This window comes from Gilvimarinus japonicus, assembly GCF_042847215.1.
Taxonomy (GTDB): domain Bacteria; phylum Pseudomonadota; class Gammaproteobacteria; order Pseudomonadales; family Cellvibrionaceae; genus Gilvimarinus; species Gilvimarinus japonicus.
In genome coordinates, this window is record NZ_AP031500.1 from 716,278 (window position 1) to 733,097 (window position 16,820).

30 protein-coding genes are annotated in these 16,820 nt (G+C 51.2%); 29 read left to right on the forward strand and 1 reads right to left on the reverse strand.

Annotated elements, in window-relative coordinates; translation table 11 throughout:
* The 29 genes from ACGHAD_RS02980 (at window position 1) to rplQ (ending at window position 15,724) form a co-directional block, all read left to right on the forward strand.
* The gene (locus ACGHAD_RS02980; RefSeq protein ID WP_382417424.1) at window positions 1–1,404 is read left to right on the forward strand and encodes an NAD(P)(+) transhydrogenase (Re/Si-specific) subunit beta; all 1,404 of its coding nucleotides are present in this window, start codon (window positions 1–3) and stop codon (window positions 1,402–1,404) included.
* Window positions 1,405–1,839: 435 nt separating this feature from the next.
* On the forward strand, window positions 1,840–2,151 hold the full coding sequence (rpsJ, locus tag ACGHAD_RS02985; RefSeq protein WP_215975681.1) for a 30S ribosomal protein S10: 312 nt from the start codon (window positions 1,840–1,842) through the stop codon (window positions 2,149–2,151).
* Window positions 2,152–2,252: 101 nt separating this feature from the next.
* Window positions 2,253–2,897 (forward strand): 50S ribosomal protein L3, encoded by a 645-nt coding sequence (gene rplC, locus ACGHAD_RS02990; protein ID WP_339617642.1) that lies wholly within the window; start codon window positions 2,253–2,255, stop codon window positions 2,895–2,897.
* A gap of 20 nt (window positions 2,898–2,917) precedes the next feature.
* Window positions 2,918–3,532, forward strand: a complete 615-nt coding sequence (rplD, locus tag ACGHAD_RS02995; RefSeq protein WP_339617643.1) for a 50S ribosomal protein L4 — start codon at window positions 2,918–2,920, stop codon at window positions 3,530–3,532.
* The gene (gene rplW / locus ACGHAD_RS03000; RefSeq protein WP_041522372.1) at window positions 3,529–3,825 is read left to right on the forward strand and encodes a 50S ribosomal protein L23; all 297 of its coding nucleotides are present in this window, start codon (window positions 3,529–3,531) and stop codon (window positions 3,823–3,825) included. The genes rplD and rplW overlap by 4 nt, the downstream gene beginning before the upstream one ends.
* 13 nt (window positions 3,826–3,838) lie before the next feature.
* Complete coding sequence (gene rplB, locus ACGHAD_RS03005) at window positions 3,839–4,666, forward strand: 50S ribosomal protein L2 (protein WP_339617644.1); 828 nt, start codon at window positions 3,839–3,841, stop codon at window positions 4,664–4,666.
* A gap of 33 nt (window positions 4,667–4,699) precedes the next feature.
* Window positions 4,700–4,978, forward strand: a complete 279-nt coding sequence (gene rpsS / locus ACGHAD_RS03010) for a 30S ribosomal protein S19 (RefSeq protein WP_041522374.1) — start codon at window positions 4,700–4,702, stop codon at window positions 4,976–4,978.
* A 27-nt stretch (window positions 4,979–5,005) separates the two neighbouring features.
* Window positions 5,006–5,338, forward strand: a complete 333-nt coding sequence (gene rplV / locus ACGHAD_RS03015) for a 50S ribosomal protein L22 (protein WP_339617645.1) — start codon at window positions 5,006–5,008, stop codon at window positions 5,336–5,338.
* A 13-nt stretch (window positions 5,339–5,351) separates the two neighbouring features.
* A complete protein-coding gene (rpsC, locus tag ACGHAD_RS03020) occupies window positions 5,352–6,029 on the forward strand; it encodes a 30S ribosomal protein S3 (RefSeq protein ID WP_339617646.1) in 678 nt (225 codons plus the stop codon).
* Window positions 6,030–6,041: 12 nt separating this feature from the next.
* Window positions 6,042–6,455: a 50S ribosomal protein L16 gene (gene rplP / locus ACGHAD_RS03025; protein WP_041522377.1), complete on the forward strand. Its 414-nt coding sequence runs from the start codon at window positions 6,042–6,044 to the stop codon at window positions 6,453–6,455.
* A complete protein-coding gene (gene rpmC, locus ACGHAD_RS03030) occupies window positions 6,455–6,646 on the forward strand; it encodes a 50S ribosomal protein L29 (RefSeq protein WP_041522378.1) in 192 nt (63 codons plus the stop codon). Before rplP ends, rpmC begins: the two co-directional genes overlap by 1 nt.
* Before the next feature lie 2 nt (window positions 6,647–6,648).
* Window positions 6,649–6,915 carry a 30S ribosomal protein S17 gene (gene rpsQ, locus ACGHAD_RS03035; protein WP_339617647.1) on the forward strand — a complete coding sequence of 89 codons (267 nt, stop codon included), beginning with the start codon at window positions 6,649–6,651 and terminating at the stop codon, window positions 6,913–6,915.
* A 37-nt stretch (window positions 6,916–6,952) separates the two neighbouring features.
* Window positions 6,953–7,321, forward strand: coding sequence for a 50S ribosomal protein L14 (gene rplN, locus ACGHAD_RS03040; RefSeq protein WP_041522380.1), 369 nt, complete (start codon window positions 6,953–6,955; stop codon window positions 7,319–7,321).
* A 36-nt stretch (window positions 7,322–7,357) separates the two neighbouring features.
* Window positions 7,358–7,672: a 50S ribosomal protein L24 gene (gene rplX / locus ACGHAD_RS03045; protein WP_339617648.1), complete on the forward strand. Its 315-nt coding sequence runs from the start codon at window positions 7,358–7,360 to the stop codon at window positions 7,670–7,672.
* A 5-nt stretch (window positions 7,673–7,677) separates the two neighbouring features.
* Complete coding sequence (gene rplE, locus ACGHAD_RS03050) at window positions 7,678–8,217, forward strand: 50S ribosomal protein L5 (RefSeq protein ID WP_339617649.1); 540 nt, start codon at window positions 7,678–7,680, stop codon at window positions 8,215–8,217.
* A 10-nt stretch (window positions 8,218–8,227) separates the two neighbouring features.
* The gene (rpsN, locus tag ACGHAD_RS03055; RefSeq protein WP_339617650.1) at window positions 8,228–8,533 is read left to right on the forward strand and encodes a 30S ribosomal protein S14; all 306 of its coding nucleotides are present in this window, start codon (window positions 8,228–8,230) and stop codon (window positions 8,531–8,533) included.
* Between the two features lie 30 nt (window positions 8,534–8,563).
* Window positions 8,564–8,956, forward strand: coding sequence for a 30S ribosomal protein S8 (gene rpsH / locus ACGHAD_RS03060; RefSeq protein WP_339617651.1), 393 nt, complete (start codon window positions 8,564–8,566; stop codon window positions 8,954–8,956).
* 11 nt (window positions 8,957–8,967) lie between these two features.
* Window positions 8,968–9,501 carry a 50S ribosomal protein L6 gene (rplF, locus tag ACGHAD_RS03065; protein WP_339617652.1) on the forward strand — a complete coding sequence of 178 codons (534 nt, stop codon included), beginning with the start codon at window positions 8,968–8,970 and terminating at the stop codon, window positions 9,499–9,501.
* 10 nt (window positions 9,502–9,511) lie between these two features.
* Window positions 9,512–9,862, forward strand: a complete 351-nt coding sequence (gene rplR, locus ACGHAD_RS03070) for a 50S ribosomal protein L18 (protein ID WP_339617653.1) — start codon at window positions 9,512–9,514, stop codon at window positions 9,860–9,862.
* Window positions 9,863–9,872: 10 nt separating this feature from the next.
* Window positions 9,873–10,382 carry a 30S ribosomal protein S5 gene (rpsE, locus tag ACGHAD_RS03075; protein WP_041522387.1) on the forward strand — a complete coding sequence of 170 codons (510 nt, stop codon included), beginning with the start codon at window positions 9,873–9,875 and terminating at the stop codon, window positions 10,380–10,382.
* A 37-nt stretch (window positions 10,383–10,419) separates the two neighbouring features.
* The gene (rpmD, locus tag ACGHAD_RS03080; RefSeq protein ID WP_339617654.1) at window positions 10,420–10,605 is read left to right on the forward strand and encodes a 50S ribosomal protein L30; all 186 of its coding nucleotides are present in this window, start codon (window positions 10,420–10,422) and stop codon (window positions 10,603–10,605) included.
* Between the two features lies 1 nt (window position 10,606).
* Window positions 10,607–11,041, forward strand: coding sequence for a 50S ribosomal protein L15 (rplO, locus tag ACGHAD_RS03085; protein ID WP_339617655.1), 435 nt, complete (start codon window positions 10,607–10,609; stop codon window positions 11,039–11,041).
* Window positions 11,042–11,050: 9 nt separating this feature from the next.
* Window positions 11,051–12,388, forward strand: coding sequence for a preprotein translocase subunit SecY (gene secY / locus ACGHAD_RS03090; RefSeq protein ID WP_339617656.1), 1,338 nt, complete (start codon window positions 11,051–11,053; stop codon window positions 12,386–12,388).
* 22 nt (window positions 12,389–12,410) lie between these two features.
* Window positions 12,411–12,527: a 50S ribosomal protein L36 gene (rpmJ, locus tag ACGHAD_RS03095; protein WP_020210089.1), complete on the forward strand. Its 117-nt coding sequence runs from the start codon at window positions 12,411–12,413 to the stop codon at window positions 12,525–12,527.
* A gap of 267 nt (window positions 12,528–12,794) precedes the next feature.
* Window positions 12,795–13,151: a 30S ribosomal protein S13 gene (gene rpsM, locus ACGHAD_RS03100; RefSeq protein ID WP_041522391.1), complete on the forward strand. Its 357-nt coding sequence runs from the start codon at window positions 12,795–12,797 to the stop codon at window positions 13,149–13,151.
* Window positions 13,152–13,208: 57 nt separating this feature from the next.
* Window positions 13,209–13,604 (forward strand): 30S ribosomal protein S11, encoded by a 396-nt coding sequence (gene rpsK / locus ACGHAD_RS03105; RefSeq protein ID WP_041522392.1) that lies wholly within the window; start codon window positions 13,209–13,211, stop codon window positions 13,602–13,604.
* Between the two features lie 12 nt (window positions 13,605–13,616).
* Window positions 13,617–14,237, forward strand: coding sequence for a 30S ribosomal protein S4 (gene rpsD / locus ACGHAD_RS03110; RefSeq protein WP_382417435.1), 621 nt, complete (start codon window positions 13,617–13,619; stop codon window positions 14,235–14,237).
* A gap of 26 nt (window positions 14,238–14,263) precedes the next feature.
* Window positions 14,264–15,253 carry a DNA-directed RNA polymerase subunit alpha gene (locus ACGHAD_RS03115; RefSeq protein WP_382417437.1) on the forward strand — a complete coding sequence of 330 codons (990 nt, stop codon included), beginning with the start codon at window positions 14,264–14,266 and terminating at the stop codon, window positions 15,251–15,253.
* A 75-nt stretch (window positions 15,254–15,328) separates the two neighbouring features.
* A complete protein-coding gene (rplQ, locus tag ACGHAD_RS03120) occupies window positions 15,329–15,724 on the forward strand; it encodes a 50S ribosomal protein L17 (protein WP_339617657.1) in 396 nt (131 codons plus the stop codon).
* 90 nt (window positions 15,725–15,814) lie between these two features.
* Here rplQ and ACGHAD_RS03125 read toward each other — a convergent pair whose 3' ends face one another.
* Window positions 15,815–16,789: a glutathione S-transferase family protein gene (locus ACGHAD_RS03125; protein WP_382417439.1), complete on the reverse strand. Its 975-nt coding sequence runs from the start codon at window positions 16,787–16,789 to the stop codon at window positions 15,815–15,817.
* Between the last annotated feature and the right edge of the window lie 31 nt (window positions 16,790–16,820).

Sequence of the window (16,820 nt, forward strand, 5' to 3'; positions counted from 1 at the left end):
ATGGAATTACAAGCCAATGTGACGGCGCTCGCCTATCTGGTGGCCGCAGTACTGTTTATTCTGGCTCTTCGCGGGCTGTCATCGCCCGAAACGTCTCGCGCTGGTAATACAATGGGTATGGTTGGTATGGCGATAGCCGTGGCAACCACGGTGCTGAGTCCGGAGATCGAGTCGTATACGTGGATTTTGGTCGCTGTTGTCGCGGGTGGGGCAATTGGTCTCATTATCGCCTCCCGCATCGCTATGACGGCTATGCCGCAGCTGGTGGCAGCGTTTCATTCCCTGGTGGGGTTGGCGGCCGTGTTGGTCGCGGGCGCTGCATACTCTCATCCGGCATCTTTTGGTTTGCTTGGTAGTGCTGGTGATATCTATGTGGCGAGCCGAGTCGAGATGAGTCTTGGGGCGATGATCGGCGCCATTACTTTTTCAGGCTCTATTATCGCTTTTACCAAGCTGCAAGGGTTGGTGTCTGGGCGGCCGATTACGTTTGTCGGTCAGCATTGGCTCAATGCGCTGCTTGGCTTGCTGGCGCTCGCGCTGGTGGTCTACTTCTGTTTCGATCAGTCGCCTTGGGTGTTTTGGTCGCTGGTGGCGCTGGCTTTTGTGTTGGGTTTCTTGCTGATTATCCCGATTGGGGGTGCCGATATGCCGGTGGTCGTCAGCATGCTTAACTCATACTCAGGCTGGGCGGCGGCAGGCATTGGCTTTACGTTGCACAATAATGCGTTGATTGTGACGGGCGCACTGGTGGGTTCGTCGGGCGCTATTCTTTCTTATATTATGTGCAAAGCCATGAACCGCTCCTTTTTTAGCGTTATTCTTGGCGGTTTTGGGGGCGATAGTTCGGCCGCTGCAGCGGGTGGTGAGGTTGACGATCGGCCGGTTAAGCAAGGTAGTGCCGATGATGCCGCCTTTATTATGAAAAACGCCGGTTCGGTTATTATTGTGCCGGGTTACGGTATGGCGGTAGCGCAAGCTCAGCATGCGCTGCGGGAGATGGGCGATGAGCTTAAAAAAGCGGGTGTGAAGGTAAGTTATGCCATTCATCCGGTGGCCGGTCGGATGCCGGGGCATATGAATGTGCTGCTGGCTGAGGCTAACGTCTCTTACGATGAGGTCTTTGAGCTTGAAGATATTAACAGTGAGTTCTCGCAGGCCGATGTGGCGTTTGTGATTGGCGCCAATGATGTGACTAATCCGGCTGCTAAAACGGATCCCGCGAGCCCAATTTTTGGTATGCCTATTTTGGATGTCGAGCGCGCTAAGACTGTACTGTTTGTTAAGCGTGGGATGGCGGCGGGTTATGCCGGGGTGCAAAACGAGTTGTTTTTTAATGACAACACCATGATGTTGTTTGGCGATGCTAAAAAAATGGTGGAAAGTATTCTGCGTGCCATCGATTAGGGCTTTGCGTCGCTGTGTACGCGGCTGAGCGAGTATCTCGCTAGGTTGTTGCCGTTTGCGGCTTGCCCTCTGGGCGCCTGAGCTTGGCTCTGGCGCCTTTTTAATGTCTGTGTATCCTCTTTCATTTATATGCAGCCTGGCTGTGCCTTTTATATGCAGCCTGGCTGTGCCTTTGCGCAGCGGTGCGGCGGTTTGGTCTTCGTGGCGCCGGCCTTTGTTGTTGGCGGTTGGGGGTGAATCGTGTGGATGTTTGCGAAAGTTTGAGTGGTTGCGGGGGTGTTTGTCGCGGCTGGTTAAAATATTATCAGTTTTTTCGGTTTTGTTGTTGACAGGGTGGCGGTCGATCATTAAGATTGCGCCTCCATTTTGCACGGGCCCTGGTGGTCTTGCCGAGATGGTTTGTTCTTTAAAGTATATGACTGGAGTTTGGTTCACATGCAGAATCAACGCATTAGGATTCGCCTGAAGGCTTTCGATCACAAGCTTATCGATTCTTCGACTCAGGAAATCGTAGAGACCGCTAAGCGAACAGGTGCCCAAGTGCGCGGCCCTATTCCTTTGCCGACTCGCAAAGAGCGCTTCACTGTATTGGTTTCACCGCACGTTAACAAAGACGCGCGTGATCAATACGAGATTCGTACACATAAGCGTTTGCTCGATATTGTTGAGCCTACTGAAAAAACTGTAGATGCCCTGATGAAGCTAGATTTGGCTGCAGGCGTTGAGGTTCAGATTAGTCTCGGTTAAAAAGTAAATGTTGACCGGGCATTCCAGTCCGGTCGTGTGTAACGCTCTGAAATGGGCGGCCATAGCGGGTAACAGCCCCGTACACTATAGAGGTTAGTAAGATGACGATTGGTATTGTCGGCCGCAAGAGCGGTATGACTCGTATATTTACCGATGATGGTGTTTCCATTCCCGTGTCTGTGATTGAGGTTTCTCCCAATCGCATCACTCAGGTTAAGAATGTAGAAACCGACGGCTACAGCTCAGTGCAAGTAACCGTAGGGTCTCGTCGTGCCTCCCGCGTTAGCAAATCTGCTGCAGGTCATTTCGCCAAGTCTAACAATGAGGCTGGCCGTGGTTTGTGGGAATTGCGCAACAACTCAGAAGAAAGTTTTGAAGCCGGTGGTGAGTTGACTGTGGCTGCTTTTGAAGCAGGCCAGATTGTCGACGTTACCGGTACCTCCAAAGGTAAAGGTTTCCAAGGTGGCGTAAAGCGCTGGAATTTCAGCATGCAAGACGCTACTCACGGTAACTCTCTATCTCACCGTGCACCCGGTTCGATCGGACAATGTCAGACCCCGGGCCGCGTCTTCAAGGGCAAAAAAATGGCTGGCCAGATGGGTAATGAGCAGGTAACTGTTCAGAATCTAGAAGTGGTTAGAGTTGATGCCGAACGCAATCTGTTGTTGGTCAAAGGTGCCATCCCCGGAGCTCCGGGTGGTGACGTCATTGTGCGTCCAGCAGTTAAAGCGCGCACCAACGCATAGTTGTCCGAGGGGAAACGACCATGGAATTAAATATTGTAACTCCCGGCGGCTCCAACGGTACCTTGAAAGTATCTGAGGTAGCCTTCGGTAAAGAATTTAATCAGGACCTGGTTCACCAAGCGGTTGTCGCCTACATGGCTGGCGCCCGTCAAGGTACCAAGGCCCAGAAGACTCGCTCTGAAGTTGCCGGTGGTGGTAAAAAACCTTGGCGCCAAAAAGGTACTGGCCGCGCTCGTGCTGGTACCATCCGCAGCCCAATCTGGCGCAGCGGTGGCGTAACGTTTGCCGCTAAGCCACGCAGCTTTGAGCAAAAGCTAAACAAGAAAATGTACCGCGCTGCACTGCGTTGCATTTTGTCTGAGCTAAACCGTCAGGATCGTCTGGTGGTGGTTGAGGACTTCGATCTTGAAGCGCCAAAAACCAAAGCTCTGGTGCAAAAGTTAGGTCAATACGGCCTGTCTGAAGCGCTGGTAGTCACTGAGAATGTTAGTGAAGGCTTGTACTTGGCTTCGCGCAACCTGCATAAGGTTGATGTTTGCGACGTTGCCGCAGTTGATCCGGTTAGCCTGATTCGCTTCGACAAAGTGGTTGTGACCGTGCCTGCGATGAAGAAATTCGAGGAGATCCTGGGATGAATCAAGAGCGCATTTATAAGGTCTTGTTAGGCCCTGTGGTTTCTGAGAAAGCTGCAGCTGCTGGCGAAACTGGCAATCAGGTGGTTTTTAAAGTCGCCTCGGATGCTACCAAGCTAGAAGTGAAGGCCGCTGTTCAAGCGCTGTTCGATACTAAAGTCGAGCAAGTTCGCATTTTGAACGTTAAAGGTAAAACCAAGCGTACACGCTACGGTCTCGGCAAGCGCAGTGACTGGAAAAAAGCATACGTACGCCTTGAGCAAGGTCAGGACATCGACTTTGCGGTAGCTGAGTAAGGGGACTGTTGCAATGGCTATTGTAAAACGTAAACCAACCTCGCCCGGTCGCCGCTTTGTAGTAAGCGTTGTCAGCCCGGACTTGCACAAAGGTGCGCCTTACGCGCCCCTGTTGGAAAAGAAATCCAAATCCGGTGGTCGTAATAATGCCGGTCGGATTACCAACCGCCACGTTGGTGGTGGTCACAAGCAACACTATCGTCTGGTTGATTTCCGTCGTAACAAAGACGGTATTCCGGCGACTGTTGAGCGCATTGAGTACGATCCGAACCGTACTGCACATATTGCGCTGGTTTGTTATGCCGATGGTGAGCGTCGCTACATTATTGCTCCTAAAGGTCTGACTGCTGGTGACAAAATTGAGTCTGGCGACGCCGCGTCAATCAAAGTGGGTAACACTTTGCCGCTGCGCAACGTTCCAGTCGGTAGTGTGGTTCACTGTGTAGAGCTTAAGCCTGGCAAGGGTGCGCAAATTGCACGCTCTGCTGGTACCTCTGCCAACTTGGTTGCCCGTGATGGTGTATATGCCACTTTGCGTTTGCGTAGCGGTGAGACCCGCCGCGTACTGAGCGAGTGTCGTGCCACATTGGGTGAAGTATCAAACAGTGAGCACAGCTTGCGCTCATTGGGTAAGGCTGGCGCTACACGCTGGCGCGGTGTTCGCCCGACCGTTCGTGGTGTTGCCATGAACCCGGTAGATCACCCGCACGGTGGTGGTGAAGGCCGTACTTCTGGTGGCCGTCATCCGGTTTCACCTTGGGGTACTCCGGCTAAGGGTTATAAAACGCGCAAGAACAAGCGTACCGACAAGATGATTGTTCGTCGTCGCGATAAGCGCTAATTGACGACCTAACAACCAAAAGAGGAAGCAACAGTGCCACGTTCACTGAAGAAAGGTCCTTTTATCGATCTTCACCTGATTAAGAAGATCGAAGCAGCGATCGAAAAAAATGATCGTCGCCCGATCAAAACCTGGTCTCGCCGCTCCATGATTCTTCCGGAGATGGTTGGCTTGACTCTGGCGGTACACAACGGGCGTCAACATGTGCCAGTCCTGATCAACGAAGAGATGGTTGGGCACAAATTGGGCGAGTTTGCAGCAAGCCGCACTTATCGCGGTCACGTTGCAGACAAGAAAGCTAAAAAGCGCTAAGCGCTAAGTGCCTAACGAGGTAATACGATGGAAGTAGCAGCAAAGTTACGCGGTGCTCGTCTGTCGGCGCAGAAAGCGCGTTTGGTTGCAGATCAAATTCGTGGAAAAGGCGTTGAAGATGCTCTTGATATTTTGGGCTTTAGTCCAAAAAAGGGCGCTGCGATAGTTAAGAAAGTGCTTGAATCTGCTATTGCTAATGCAGAGCACAATGAAGGCGCTGATGTTGATGAGTTGAAAGTATCTACAGTTTTTGTAGATGAGGGTATGAGCATGAAACGCATCATGCCTCGTGCTAAAGGTCGTGCTGATCGCATTATCAAGCGCACTTGTCATATCACCGTAAAAGTAGCCGACCAGTAAGAGAGCAGGCGTTATGGGACAGAAAGTACATCCGACAGGTATTCGTCTGGGTATCGTCAAAAGCCATACCTCTACTTGGTATGCCGGCAATGACGAATACGCAGATAAACTCAACACCGATCTGAAAGTGCGTGAGTACATTCAAGATAAGCTGGCCAGTGCATCGGTTAGCCGCGTTGATATCGAGCGCCCAGCTAACACTGCGCGTATCACTATTCACACGGCTCGTCCGGGTATTGTGATCGGTAAGAAAGGTGAAGATGTTGATAAGCTGCGTGCTGAAGTCAGCAAGCTAATGGGCGTACCTGTCCATATCAATATTGAAGAGATTCGCAAGCCTGATCTGGATGCGGCTCTGGTAGCCCAGGGTGTTGCCTCTCAGCTCGAACGCCGCGTTATGTTTCGCCGTGCTATGAAGCGCGCCGTACAAAACGCCATGCGTCAGGGTGCCGAGGGTATCAAGATTCAGGTAGGTGGCCGTCTTGGAGGTGCTGAGATTGCACGCTCTGAATGGTACCGCGAAGGTCGAGTGCCGTTGCACACATTGCGTGCCGACATCGACTACAACACCGCAGAGGCGTCAACAACCTACGGGATTATTGGCGTTAAAGTTTGGATTTTCAAAGGCGAAGTTATCGGTGATGTTCAACCGGAAACGACACCTAAGAAAAAAGGCTCAAAGTCTAAGTAAGGGGTACGCAAGATGCTGCAACCGAAGCGTACGAAGTTTCGCAAGCAACAGAAAGGCCGCAACCGCGGTTTAGCCCATCGCGGCTCCAAGGTTAGCTTTGGCGACTTTGGATTAAAAGCCACAGGGCGCGGTCGCATTACTGCACGTCAAATTGAGGCGGCCCGTCGTGCAATGACTCGCCACATTAAGCGTGGCGGTAAAATTTGGATCCGAGTTTTCCCGGACAAACCAATTACCGAAAAACCTCTGGAAGTTCGTCAGGGTAAAGGTAAGGGTAACGTGGAATACTGGGTGGCACAGATTTGCCCAGGCAAAGTCCTGTATGAAATGGACGGTGTTAGTGAGGAGTTGGCCCGTGAAGCCTTCGCCTTGGCCGCGGCAAAGTTGCCTATTAATACAACATTCGTTAAACGTTCGGTGATGTGATGAAAGCTTCAGAACTCCGGGAAAAGTCCGTTGAAGAGCTGAACAACGAGTTGCTTGCACAGCTGAAAGAGCAATTCAAGCTGCGTATGCAAGCATCGACTGGTCAATTGAATCAGACGCACTTGTTGTCGCAGGCTCGTAAAGATATTGCTCGCATCAAGACGGCGCTTAGACAAAAGGCAGGTAACTAACGATGACTCAGGCAGATAAACTGGCTCGTACGCTGACCGGCAAAGTTGTCAGCGACAAGATGGATAAAACCATTACTGTGCTGATCGAGCGTCGTGTTAAGCACGAGCTTTACGGCAAGTATGTGAGTAAGTCATCTAAGCTTAAAGCGCATGACGAAAACAATGAGTCCAAGATGGGCGACACCGTGACTATCGCAGAGTCGCGCCCGCTGTCTAAAAGCAAGTCTTGGGCTTTGGTAAAAATCGAAGAGCGCGCTACTGAAATCTAACGATTTCTAGCGACCTAAATAGTTTCGGAGACGGACGATGATTCAAACAGAATCCTACTTAGATGTAGCTGACAATAGCGGCGCACGCCGTGTCATGTGCATCAAGGTGCTTGGCGGCTCTCACCGTCGTTACGCAGCCGTGGGTGACATCATCAAAGTTACCGTAAAGGAAGCAATTCCTCGCGGTAAAGTGAAGAAAGGCCAGGTGATGAAGGCGGTAGTAGTACGCACCAAGAAAGGTGTGCGTCGTCAGGACGGTTCATTGATCAAGTTCGACGATAACGCTGCTGTGCTACTGAACGCCCAAGATGCTCCAGTTGGTACACGTATTTTCGGACCCGTGACTCGTGAGTTGCGTGGCGAGAAATTTATGAAAATCATTTCTCTGGCACCTGAAGTACTTTAAGTACTTCAGCAGAGTCGGAGAGTCGAGGGCAGACAAATGCGCAAGATTAAAAGTGATGACGAAGTAATTGTTATCGCCGGTCGCGACAAAGGTAAGCGTGGCAAGGTTGTTCGCGTTTTACCGAATGACAAGGTGATCGTCGCTGGCATCAATACCGTCAAAAAACACCAGAAGCCTAATCCGCAAATGGGCGTTCCTGGTGGGATTGTTGAGAAAGAAGCCGCTATTAATGTTTCCAATGTTGCGATCTATAACGCAGCCACTGGAAAAGCTGATCGCATTGGCTTCAAGGTTGAAGGCGACAAGAAAGTGCGCGTCTTCAAATCCACTGGCGAAGCCGTAGGGGCGTAAGTGACATGGCTAGGCTTAAAGAGATATACAGCAAAGAGCTCGCTCCCAAACTGAAAGAAGAGTTGGGGCTGGCTAATGTAATGGAAGTGCCACGCATCACCAAAATCACCATTAACATGGGTGTTGGTGAAGCTACGGGCGATAAAAAGGTTCTTGAGAACGCCGTTGTCGATCTGGAAAAGATCGCAGGTCAAAAAGTTGTGGTAACTAAAGCGCGCAAGTCTATTGCCGGCTTTAAAATCCGTGACGGCTGGCCGATCGGTTGTAAGGTAACCTTGCGTCAAGATCGCATGTACGAATTCCTGGATCGTTTGATTGCTATCTCGATTCCACGTATTCGCGATTTTCGCGGTATCAGCCCTAAGCAGTTTGACGGTCGTGGTAACTTCTCTATGGGTGTGACTGAGCAAATCATCTTCCCGGAGATCGACTACGATAAAGTCGATAAGCTGCGCGGTTTGGATATTTGTATCACCACATCAGCACGTAACGACGATGAAGGTCGCGCTTTGTTAAAAGCGTTTAACTTCCCGTTCAAAGGCTAAGGGTAGAGACATGGCTAAAAAATCAATGATTGCGCGCGAAGCAAAACGTGCTCGTCTGGTCGAGAAGTACAGCGCACAACGTGCTGAGCTGAAGGCGATTATTTCCAGCCCTGCTTCATCTGAAGAGCAAGTGTGGGAAGCGGAAGCTAAACTGCAGAAACTGCCACGTGATAGCAGTCCAGCTCGCCAGCGTAACCGCTGTCGTGTAACTGGTCGCCCACACGGCGTTTATCGTAAGTTTGGTCTTTGCCGTCATAAGTTGCGCGAAGCAGCTATGCGCGGTGATGTCCCGGGTCTGGTTAAGTCGAGCTGGTAAGCTCAGGCCCATATATAGGAGCAGATTCAGATGAGTATGCAAGATCCGTTAGCAGATATGCTGACCCGCATTCGTAATGCGCTGCAAGTTGGTAAGACTGACGTTACCATGCCATCTTCCAAGCTTAAGGTAAGTGTTGCCAAAGTGTTGGAAGACGAAGGTTACGTTACTGGTCACACCGTTAGCGAAGGCCCAAAAGCCGACCTGACGATTGACCTGAAGTATTTTGAAGGCAAGCCGGTTATCGCTGAACTTGTTCGCGTTAGTCGTCCAGGCTTGCGCAATTACGCTGGTAAAACTGAGCTGCCGAGTGTTCGTAACGGCTTAGGTGTTGCCATCGTTTCGACAAGTAAAGGTGTTATGACTGATCGTGCTGCCCGCGCCGCTGGCGTTGGTGGCGAAGTCCTCTGCACAGTATTCTAACGGGAAGAATCATGTCACGAGTTGCAAACAGTCCGGTTGAAGTGCCTGCTGCAGTTAATGTCACCCTGAACGGGCAAGACCTTAGCTTAAAAGGCAGCAAAGGCACGTTGGCGCTGACAATTCACGAGCAAGTTGAAGTGAAACAGGACGAAAACGTTCTGCGCTTCGTCGCCCGTGACGGTGCCAAGCAGTCCATCGCATTGGCGGGCACTATGCGTGCCTTAGTCGGTAACATGATGCACGGCGTAACTGAAGGCTTCGAGAAGAAGCTGCAGTTAGTCGGTGTTGGTTATCGTGCCAAAGCTGAAGGCAAAACTGTAAACCTGTCTTTGGGTTTCTCTAACCCTGTTAACTTCACCCTTCCAGAGGGTGTAACAGTGGAAACTCCAAGCCAGACCGATATCGTACTTAAGAGCGCTGATAAGCAGCTGCTCGGTCAGGTCGCTGCCGAAATGCGCAGCCTGCGTCCACCAGAGCCTTATAAAGGTAAAGGTGTACGTTTTGCCGACGAGCAAGTACGTCGTAAAGAAGCTAAGAAGAAGTAAGGGCTAGGTTATGAGCGATAAGAAGCAATCTCGTCTTCGCCGTGCGCGCCGTGCCCGTGCCAAGATTCGTGAGTTGGGTGCTAACCGTTTAAGCGTGTATCGCACCCCACGTCACATATATGCGCAGATCATCGCGCAAGATGGCGCGAGTGTTCTGGCAAGTGCGTCTACACTGGACAAGTCACTGCGTAGCGGTAAAACCGGTAACGCAGAAGCCGCTAAGGCCGTTGGTGAGTTGATCGCCGAGCGGGCTAAAGCCGCTGGTATCAGCCAAGTGGCCTTTGATCGTAGCGGTTTCAAATATCACGGTCGCGTAAAGGCATTAGCCGATGCCGCGCGTGAAGCTGGTTTGGAATTCTAAGGGTAAAGACATGGCTTTTACTAAGAAAGATGACAGCAACAACGAAGGCTTCCAGGAAAAACTGGTTCAGGTCAATCGTGTTGCCAAAACTGTTAAAGGTGGCCGTATCTTTGCCTTCACCGCGCTGACTGTTGTTGGTGATGGTAACGGTAAGGTCGGCTTTGGTCGCGGTAAAGCGCGCGAAGTGCCAGTAGCTATTCAAAAAGCTATGGAAGCGGCTCGTCGTAATATGATCTCTGTAGATCTAAACGGTGATACACTGCAGTACGCCACAAAAGGTCGCCACGGCGCCTCTAAGGTTTACATGCAGCCAGCTTCTCAAGGTACCGGTGTTATTGCCGGTGGTGCGATGCGTTCAGTACTTGAAATTGCCGGTGTACAGAACGTTCTGGCTAAGTGCTACGGTTCTACCAATCCTGTAAACGTGGTTCGCGCTACGTTCCAGGCGCTCAAGTCAATGGCCTCTCCGGAGTCTGTGGCTGCCAAGCGCGGTAAGAGCGTAGAAGATATTCTGAACTAATTGGCATTGTCCGATTACTAGACAGCGGTATACGAGCATGGCTAAGAAAATGATTAAAGTGACTCAGTTAAAGAGTTCCGCAGGCCGACTGAAGAATCATCGGGCTTGTGTTACTGGTTTAGGACTGCGTCGCATCGGTCACACTGTAGAGGTTGAAGATACGCCATCTACACGTGGCATGATTAACACTGTGAACTATCTGATTAAGGTAGAGGGAGAATAACATGCGTCTTAATACGCTGAGTCCCGCACCTGGTAGCACCCATAGCAAGAAGCGTGTTGGCCGTGGTATCGGTAGTGGTCTGGGTAAGACCGCAGGCCGAGGCCACAAAGGTCTTAAATCACGCTCTGGTGGCAGTGTTGCTCCGGGCTTTGAAGGCGGTCAAATGCCTTTGCAAAAACGCTTGCCGAAATACGGCTTTAGCTCTCGCATCGGTCGCGTTACTGCGGAAGTGCGCTTGAATGAGCTGAACCTGATTGAAGGCGAAGTAGTGGATCTGGAAACTTTGAAGCAGGCCGACGTGATCGGTTCGCACATCAAGCGTGCCAAGATCTTTGCTTCAGGCGAAGTGAAAAAAGCCGTTACGGTTAAGGGTATTGCTGTAACAAAAGGCGCCAAAGCTGCCATTGAAGCAGCCGGCGGTAAAGTCGAAGAGTAAGAGGTGCCAATGGCAACTCCCGGTAATCAGCCGCTAGCAAATCAAAAAGGATTGGGCGAGCTTTGGGCTCGCCTTCGTTTTCTGTTTTTGGCAATCGTGGTTTACCGTATCGGTACCCACATCCCTGTTCCGGGTCTCGACCCAGAGCGAATTGCCGATCTGTTTAATCAGAATCAGGGAACGGTGCTTGGCATGTTTAATATGTTCTCGGGCGGTGCTCTTGAGCGTATGAGTATTCTTGCACTGGGTATCTTTCCTTACATTTCAGCGTCGATCATCATGCAGTTGATGACCGCGGTGACTCCTTCGTTGGAGCAGCTGAAAAAAGAAGGTGATGCCGGGCGTCGTAAGATTAATCAGTACACTCGCTACCTAACCGTGGTTCTTGCCGCTGTTCAGGCAATGGCAATGGCGGTGAGCTTTTCTGGTTTTGCCTACGGTGGTGAGCCGAGCTTTGCGTTTTACTTTATTGCAGTAACCTCACTGGTTACCGGCGCCGTCTTTATGATGTGGCTGGGTGAACAGGTGACCGAGCGCGGTATTGGTAATGGTATTTCCATGCTGATCTTCGCCGGTATCGTTGCGGGCTTCCCGTCGGCGATTGGCTCTGCCTTTGAAAGTGCGCGCCAAGGTGACTTGCACATATTGATGTTGCTGATTATTGCGGTAGTTGCGATGGCGGTGATTTGGGCGATTGTCCGGATCGAGCGCGGTCAGCGTCGTATCACAGTGAACTATGCTAAGCGTCAGCAGGGTCGTCAGGCCTACGCGGCTCAGACAAGTCACTTACCGCTCAAGATTAATATGGCGGGTGTTATTCCGGCTATTTTTGCCAGCTCGATTTTGTTGTTCCCAGCGTCTATTGCGCAGTGGTTCGGCGAGGGTGGCGAAGGGGTTGTGAGTAATTTCTTGCAAGACTTTGCCTTGGCGATTGGCCCAGGCCAGCCTTTGAATATTATTTTGTTCACCGGCTTGATTGCGTTCTTCTGCTTCTTTTACACGGCGTTGATGTTTAACCCAAAAGAGGTGGCGGACAACCTGAAAAAATCAGGTGCGTATATTCCGGGGATTCGTCCCGGCGAGCAATCGGCCAAGTATATCGATAGTGTTCTAACGCGGTTAACCGTGGTGGGCGCCATCTATATGTCGGTAGTGTGTTTGATGCCTCAGTTCTTGGTAGTGGCCTTTAATGTGCCTTTCTACCTCGGCGGCACTTCGCTACTCATTGTAGTAGTGGTAGTGATGGACTTTATGTCCCAGGTTCAGTCTCACTTGATGTCCCATCAGTATGAATCACTGATGAAGAAATCAAACTTAAAGGGATACGGCAGCGGCAACGCTCGCTAATCCCGGATTTAAGGGTAGGATCATGAAAGTTCGTGCTTCTGTTAAAAAGATTTGCCGCAACTGCAAAATGGTACGTCGTAACGGTGTTTTGCGGGTAATCTGCAACGCCGAGCCACGCCACAAGCAGCGTCAAGGCTAAGCAAGACAATCTGGCGGCCTTTTTGGTTGCCGATTGGCCAGAAAAGGTGGCATACTATGCCGCCTTTTCTGTCAGCTGAATAAACTAACGAGTACTATCGGCTGGCTTGCACAATAGGGGGCGTTGACTGTCGTCTGGTGAGAAATCGCCAGGCTATTGCTTTTTTGTGTTTTTGCCGCTATCCTTGCGCGCCTTTTTAGCATGGTGCGTCGGGGTGGTGTGAATTCACGTCAACGCTGCAATTTTAGAGTTACTGGAGTAATTTGAATGGCCCGTATTGCTGGTGTAAACATACCAGACCATAAACACGCGGTTATATCCCTGACTTATATCTATGGGGTAGGCCGGACCACTGCCAAGCAGATCTGTGCTGCTACAGGCATTGCGGAAGATACCAAAATTGGCTCGCTGAGCGAAGAACAGGTAGATCAGATCCGTAATGAGTTGGGCAAGTTCACCGTAGAAGGTGACCTGCGTCGTGTTGTGTCTATGAACATTAAACGTCTGATGGATTTGGGATGCTACCGTGGCTTGCGCCACCGTCGTAGTCTGCCGCTCCGTGGTCAGCGTACTAAGACTAACGCACGTACCCGCAAAGGTCCGCGTAAGCCAATTAAGCGTTAATTCGCTGGTTTTCGCTCACATTCAAGTACGGTAACAACAGTTAGGAAGAGAATTGCTATGGCCAAGCCAGGTAATAAAGCTACGACCAAAAAGAAGGTCAAAAAGCAGGTTGCGGATGGTGTTGCACACATCCACGCCTCTTTTAATAACACGATCGTTACGATCACCGACCGCCAGGGTAATACCCTGACTTGGGCAACTTCAGGTGGCTCAGGTTTCCGCGGTTCACGTAAAAGCACCCCGTTCGCCGCTCAGGTAGCAGCAGAGCGCGCTGGTGAAGCCGCCAAAGAGTACGGCTTGAAGAACCTTGACGTGGAAGTAAAAGGCCCAGGGCCCGGCCGCGAGTCTGCCGTGCGCGCCCTGAATAACGTTGGTTACAAAATTACCAACATCACAGACGTGACGCCGATACCACACAATGGCTGTCGTCCGCCGAAAAAACGTCGAGTGTAAGGGGGCAAACTAATGGCACGTTATATTGGACCAACTTGTAAGCTGTCCCGTCGCGAAGGTACCGACCTCTTTCTGAAGAGTGGTGCACGCGCGCTGGACTCAAAGTGTAAACTGGAAGCTGCTCCTGGCCAGCACGGTCAGCGTCGCGGTCGCCTGTCTGATTACGGCATCCAGTTGCGCGAGAAACAAAAAGTACGTCGCACCTATGGCGTTCTGGAAAAGCAGTTCCGTGGCTACTACAAAGAAGCCGCCCGTCGCAAAGGCGCGACAGGTGAGAACCTGCTGAAGTTGCTGGAATGTCGCTTGGATAACGTGGTTTACCGCATGGGCTTTGGCGCAACTCGCGCAGAATCTCGTCAGTTGGTATCTCACAAAGGCATCACTGTTAACGGCCAAACCGTTAACATCGCTTCTTATCAAGTAGCGGAAGGTGATGTTGTTGCGGTTCGCGAAAAGGCTAAAAACCAGCTTCGCATTCAGAACGCTTTGACCTTGTCAGGTCAGCGCGCTGATGTTGAATGGGTTGAAGTTAACGCTGACAAAAAGGAAGGCACTTATAAGCGCATTCCTGATCGCAGCGACTTGCCGGCTGAAATCAACGAAAACCTTATCGTAGAGCTTTACTCCAAGTAAGGGATTAACCGTTAACAGGTGTGGCTATGCAGACTGCAGTAAACGAATTTTTGACTCCGCGTCATATCGACGTTACCGAAAACAGCCCAACTCACGCTCGAGTTGTGCTGGAACCGCTGGAGCGTGGTTTTGGACATACTTTGGGCAATGCGCTGCGTCGTATTTTGCTTTCGTCAATGGCCGGTTGTGCCGTTACTGAAGTAGAAATCGATGGTGTGCTGCACGAGTATAGTGATATCGAAGGGGTCCGTGAGGACGTCATCGAGATCCTGCTGAACCTCAAAGGCGTTGCCGTGGTAATGCACGGTAAAGATCAAGCCGTACTGACGCTGACCAAAAAAGGTCCAGGTGTTGTGACTGCGGGTGATATCCAGGTTGATCACGACATCGAGGTAAAAAACCCCGACCACGTGATTGCCAATATTACCGGCGACACCACTTTGACCATGCGTTTGACGGTTGCCCGTGGCCGCGGTTATCAGCCTGCTGATGCGCGTCGCCAAGAAGAAGACGAAAGTCGCGCTATTGGCCGCCTCCAGTTGGATGCGTCCTATAGCCCGGTTCGTCGTGTTGCTTACAGCGTGGAAAGCGCTCGTGTTGAGCAGCGCACCGACTTGGATAAGTTGATTTTGGATCTTGAGACCAACGGTACCATTGATCCAGAAGAGGCCATCCGTCGTGCGGCTACTATCTTGCAGCAGCAGTTGGCGGTGTTTGTTGATCTGGAAGGCGAGAAATTGTCGCAACCGGAAGAAAAGGAAGAGGCGATTGACCCTGTTCTGTTACGTCCGGTAGATGATTTGGAGCTGACTGTACGTTCGGCAAACTGCCTGAAAGCGGAAAATATCTACTACATCGGCGATCTGATTCAGCGCACTGAAGTTGAGCTGTTGAAGACCCCGAATCTGGGTAAAAAGTCTCTGACCGAGATTAAAGATGTATTGGCCTCTCGCGGCCTCTCGCTCGGTATGCGTTTGGAAAACTGGCCTCCGGCTAGCCTGCGCAACGAAGACTGATTAATAGACTGTCCCGCGCCTAGCGCGGGCTAACGCGATTGCTGTGAAGCAATCATAAGTGAAGGATTTAGCGTCATGCGTCATCGTCAAAGTGGCCGTCAACTGAATCGTAACAGTTCACATCGCAAAGCTATGTTTCGCAATATGACCGCGTCACTGGTTGAGCACGAACTGATTAAGACTACCTTGCCTAAGGCCAAAGAGCTGCGTCGTTTTGCCGAGCCTTTGATCACCTTGGCTAAGAAAGACAGCGTTGCAAATCGCCGTTTGGCATTTGCCCGTCTGCGCGACCCTAAAGCTGTTGGTAAGCTGTTTGCCGAGTTGGGTCCACGTTTTGAGAGTCGTCCAGGTGGTTACCTGCGCATTCTTAAGTGTGGCCTGCGTACCGGTGACAAAGCAACCATGGCTTATGTTGAGCTGATGGACCGCCCTGTTACAGGTGCAGTTGAAGAAGCGGCTGAAGCCGAGTAACTACTACTCGCTTTATCGTGGATTACGCAAAAAAGTCGGCTTGCCGACTTTTTTGCGTTTTTGTGTCTGGGACTTCTGCACGGCTTAAGGTTATAAGTCTCGACCGTGGGCAGTATTAAGCTCTAGCAGCGGCCCAGTCGGTACAATCGCGGTGGGGTTGATCATTGTGTGGCTGCGATAGTAGTGACCTTTGATGTGGTTAAAATTCACCGTCTCGGCAACGCCGGGCCACTGATATAGCTCGCGAGTAAAGCCCCATAGGTTGGGGTAGTCAACGATGCGTTTGTGGTTGCACTTGAAGTGACCGTGGTAAACCGCATCAAACCGTATTAACGTGGTAAACAAACGCCAGTCTGCCTCGGTGATTTTACTGCCGGTTAAGTAGCGCTGCTTGCCCAAACGTCGCTCCAGCTCGTCAAGCGTAGTAAATAGTTCTGTTACGGCTTCCTCATAGGCAGCTTGCTCGGTCGCAAAGCCCGCCTTATAGACCCCGTTATTGACCTTGTGGTACACCTGCGTATTAATCTCGTCGATACGATCGCGCAAAGCGTCGGGGTAAAAGTCGCCTTCGCGAGCACCAAGCTGATCAAAGGCGGTGCTTAAAATACGGATGATATCGGCAGACTCGTTGTTAACAATGCACTCGCGTTGTTTATCCCACAATACGGGGACTGTTACCCGGCCGCTATAATCGGGCTTGTCGCGGGTGTAGAGTTCGTGCAAAAAGCCCGATTGGTAAAGTCTATCGCCGGTAACGTCATCGCCTGGGGCAAACGTCCAGCCGTGCTCGCGCATCAAGGGGTTGACCACCGATACCTCGATCATGTCTTCCAGGCCTTTGAGGGTGCGTACAATTAGGGTGCGATGGGCCCAAGGGCAGGCCAGTGAGACATAAAGGTGATAGCGGCCAGCCTCGGCTTTAAAGCCGCCTTCACCGCTAGGCCCGGCGCTGCCGTCGGCTGTAATCCAGTGCCGATACTGAGACTCGCTGCGAACAAACTTACCTCCGGATGCTTTTGTGTCGTACCATTTGTCGTGCCATTGCCCGTCGACTAATAAACCCATAGTGTTTCCTTTAGCCTCTTTTGGTTTCGCC

Coding starts and splice junctions, on each gene's coding strand:
- ACGHAD_RS02980 (WP_382417424.1), top strand. CDS start 1: ATGGAATTACAAGCCAATGTGACGGCGCTCGCCTATCTGGTGGCCGCA.
- rpsJ (WP_215975681.1), top strand. CDS start 1,840: ATGCAGAATCAACGCATTAGGATTCGCCTGAAGGCTTTCGATCACAAG.
- rplC (WP_339617642.1), top strand. CDS start 2,253: ATGACGATTGGTATTGTCGGCCGCAAGAGCGGTATGACTCGTATATTT.
- rplD (WP_339617643.1), top strand. CDS start 2,918: ATGGAATTAAATATTGTAACTCCCGGCGGCTCCAACGGTACCTTGAAA.
- rplW (WP_041522372.1), top strand. CDS start 3,529: ATGAATCAAGAGCGCATTTATAAGGTCTTGTTAGGCCCTGTGGTTTCT.
- rplB (WP_339617644.1), top strand. CDS start 3,839: ATGGCTATTGTAAAACGTAAACCAACCTCGCCCGGTCGCCGCTTTGTA.
- rplV (WP_339617645.1), top strand. CDS start 5,006: ATGGAAGTAGCAGCAAAGTTACGCGGTGCTCGTCTGTCGGCGCAGAAA.
- rpsC (WP_339617646.1), top strand. CDS start 5,352: ATGGGACAGAAAGTACATCCGACAGGTATTCGTCTGGGTATCGTCAAA.
- rplP (WP_041522377.1), top strand. CDS start 6,042: ATGCTGCAACCGAAGCGTACGAAGTTTCGCAAGCAACAGAAAGGCCGC.
- rpmC (WP_041522378.1), top strand. CDS start 6,455: ATGAAAGCTTCAGAACTCCGGGAAAAGTCCGTTGAAGAGCTGAACAAC.
- rpsQ (WP_339617647.1), top strand. CDS start 6,649: ATGACTCAGGCAGATAAACTGGCTCGTACGCTGACCGGCAAAGTTGTC.
- rplN (WP_041522380.1), top strand. CDS start 6,953: ATGATTCAAACAGAATCCTACTTAGATGTAGCTGACAATAGCGGCGCA.
- rplX (WP_339617648.1), top strand. CDS start 7,358: ATGCGCAAGATTAAAAGTGATGACGAAGTAATTGTTATCGCCGGTCGC.
- rplE (WP_339617649.1), top strand. CDS start 7,678: ATGGCTAGGCTTAAAGAGATATACAGCAAAGAGCTCGCTCCCAAACTG.
- rpsN (WP_339617650.1), top strand. CDS start 8,228: ATGGCTAAAAAATCAATGATTGCGCGCGAAGCAAAACGTGCTCGTCTG.
- rpsH (WP_339617651.1), top strand. CDS start 8,564: ATGAGTATGCAAGATCCGTTAGCAGATATGCTGACCCGCATTCGTAAT.
- rplF (WP_339617652.1), top strand. CDS start 8,968: ATGTCACGAGTTGCAAACAGTCCGGTTGAAGTGCCTGCTGCAGTTAAT.
- rplR (WP_339617653.1), top strand. CDS start 9,512: ATGAGCGATAAGAAGCAATCTCGTCTTCGCCGTGCGCGCCGTGCCCGT.
- rpsE (WP_041522387.1), top strand. CDS start 9,873: ATGGCTTTTACTAAGAAAGATGACAGCAACAACGAAGGCTTCCAGGAA.
- rpmD (WP_339617654.1), top strand. CDS start 10,420: ATGGCTAAGAAAATGATTAAAGTGACTCAGTTAAAGAGTTCCGCAGGC.
- rplO (WP_339617655.1), top strand. CDS start 10,607: ATGCGTCTTAATACGCTGAGTCCCGCACCTGGTAGCACCCATAGCAAG.
- secY (WP_339617656.1), top strand. CDS start 11,051: ATGGCAACTCCCGGTAATCAGCCGCTAGCAAATCAAAAAGGATTGGGC.
- rpmJ (WP_020210089.1), top strand. CDS start 12,411: ATGAAAGTTCGTGCTTCTGTTAAAAAGATTTGCCGCAACTGCAAAATG.
- rpsM (WP_041522391.1), top strand. CDS start 12,795: ATGGCCCGTATTGCTGGTGTAAACATACCAGACCATAAACACGCGGTT.
- rpsK (WP_041522392.1), top strand. CDS start 13,209: ATGGCCAAGCCAGGTAATAAAGCTACGACCAAAAAGAAGGTCAAAAAG.
- rpsD (WP_382417435.1), top strand. CDS start 13,617: ATGGCACGTTATATTGGACCAACTTGTAAGCTGTCCCGTCGCGAAGGT.
- ACGHAD_RS03115 (WP_382417437.1), top strand. CDS start 14,264: ATGCAGACTGCAGTAAACGAATTTTTGACTCCGCGTCATATCGACGTT.
- rplQ (WP_339617657.1), top strand. CDS start 15,329: ATGCGTCATCGTCAAAGTGGCCGTCAACTGAATCGTAACAGTTCACAT.
- ACGHAD_RS03125 (WP_382417439.1), bottom strand. CDS start 16,789: ATGGGTTTATTAGTCGACGGGCAATGGCACGACAAATGGTACGACACA.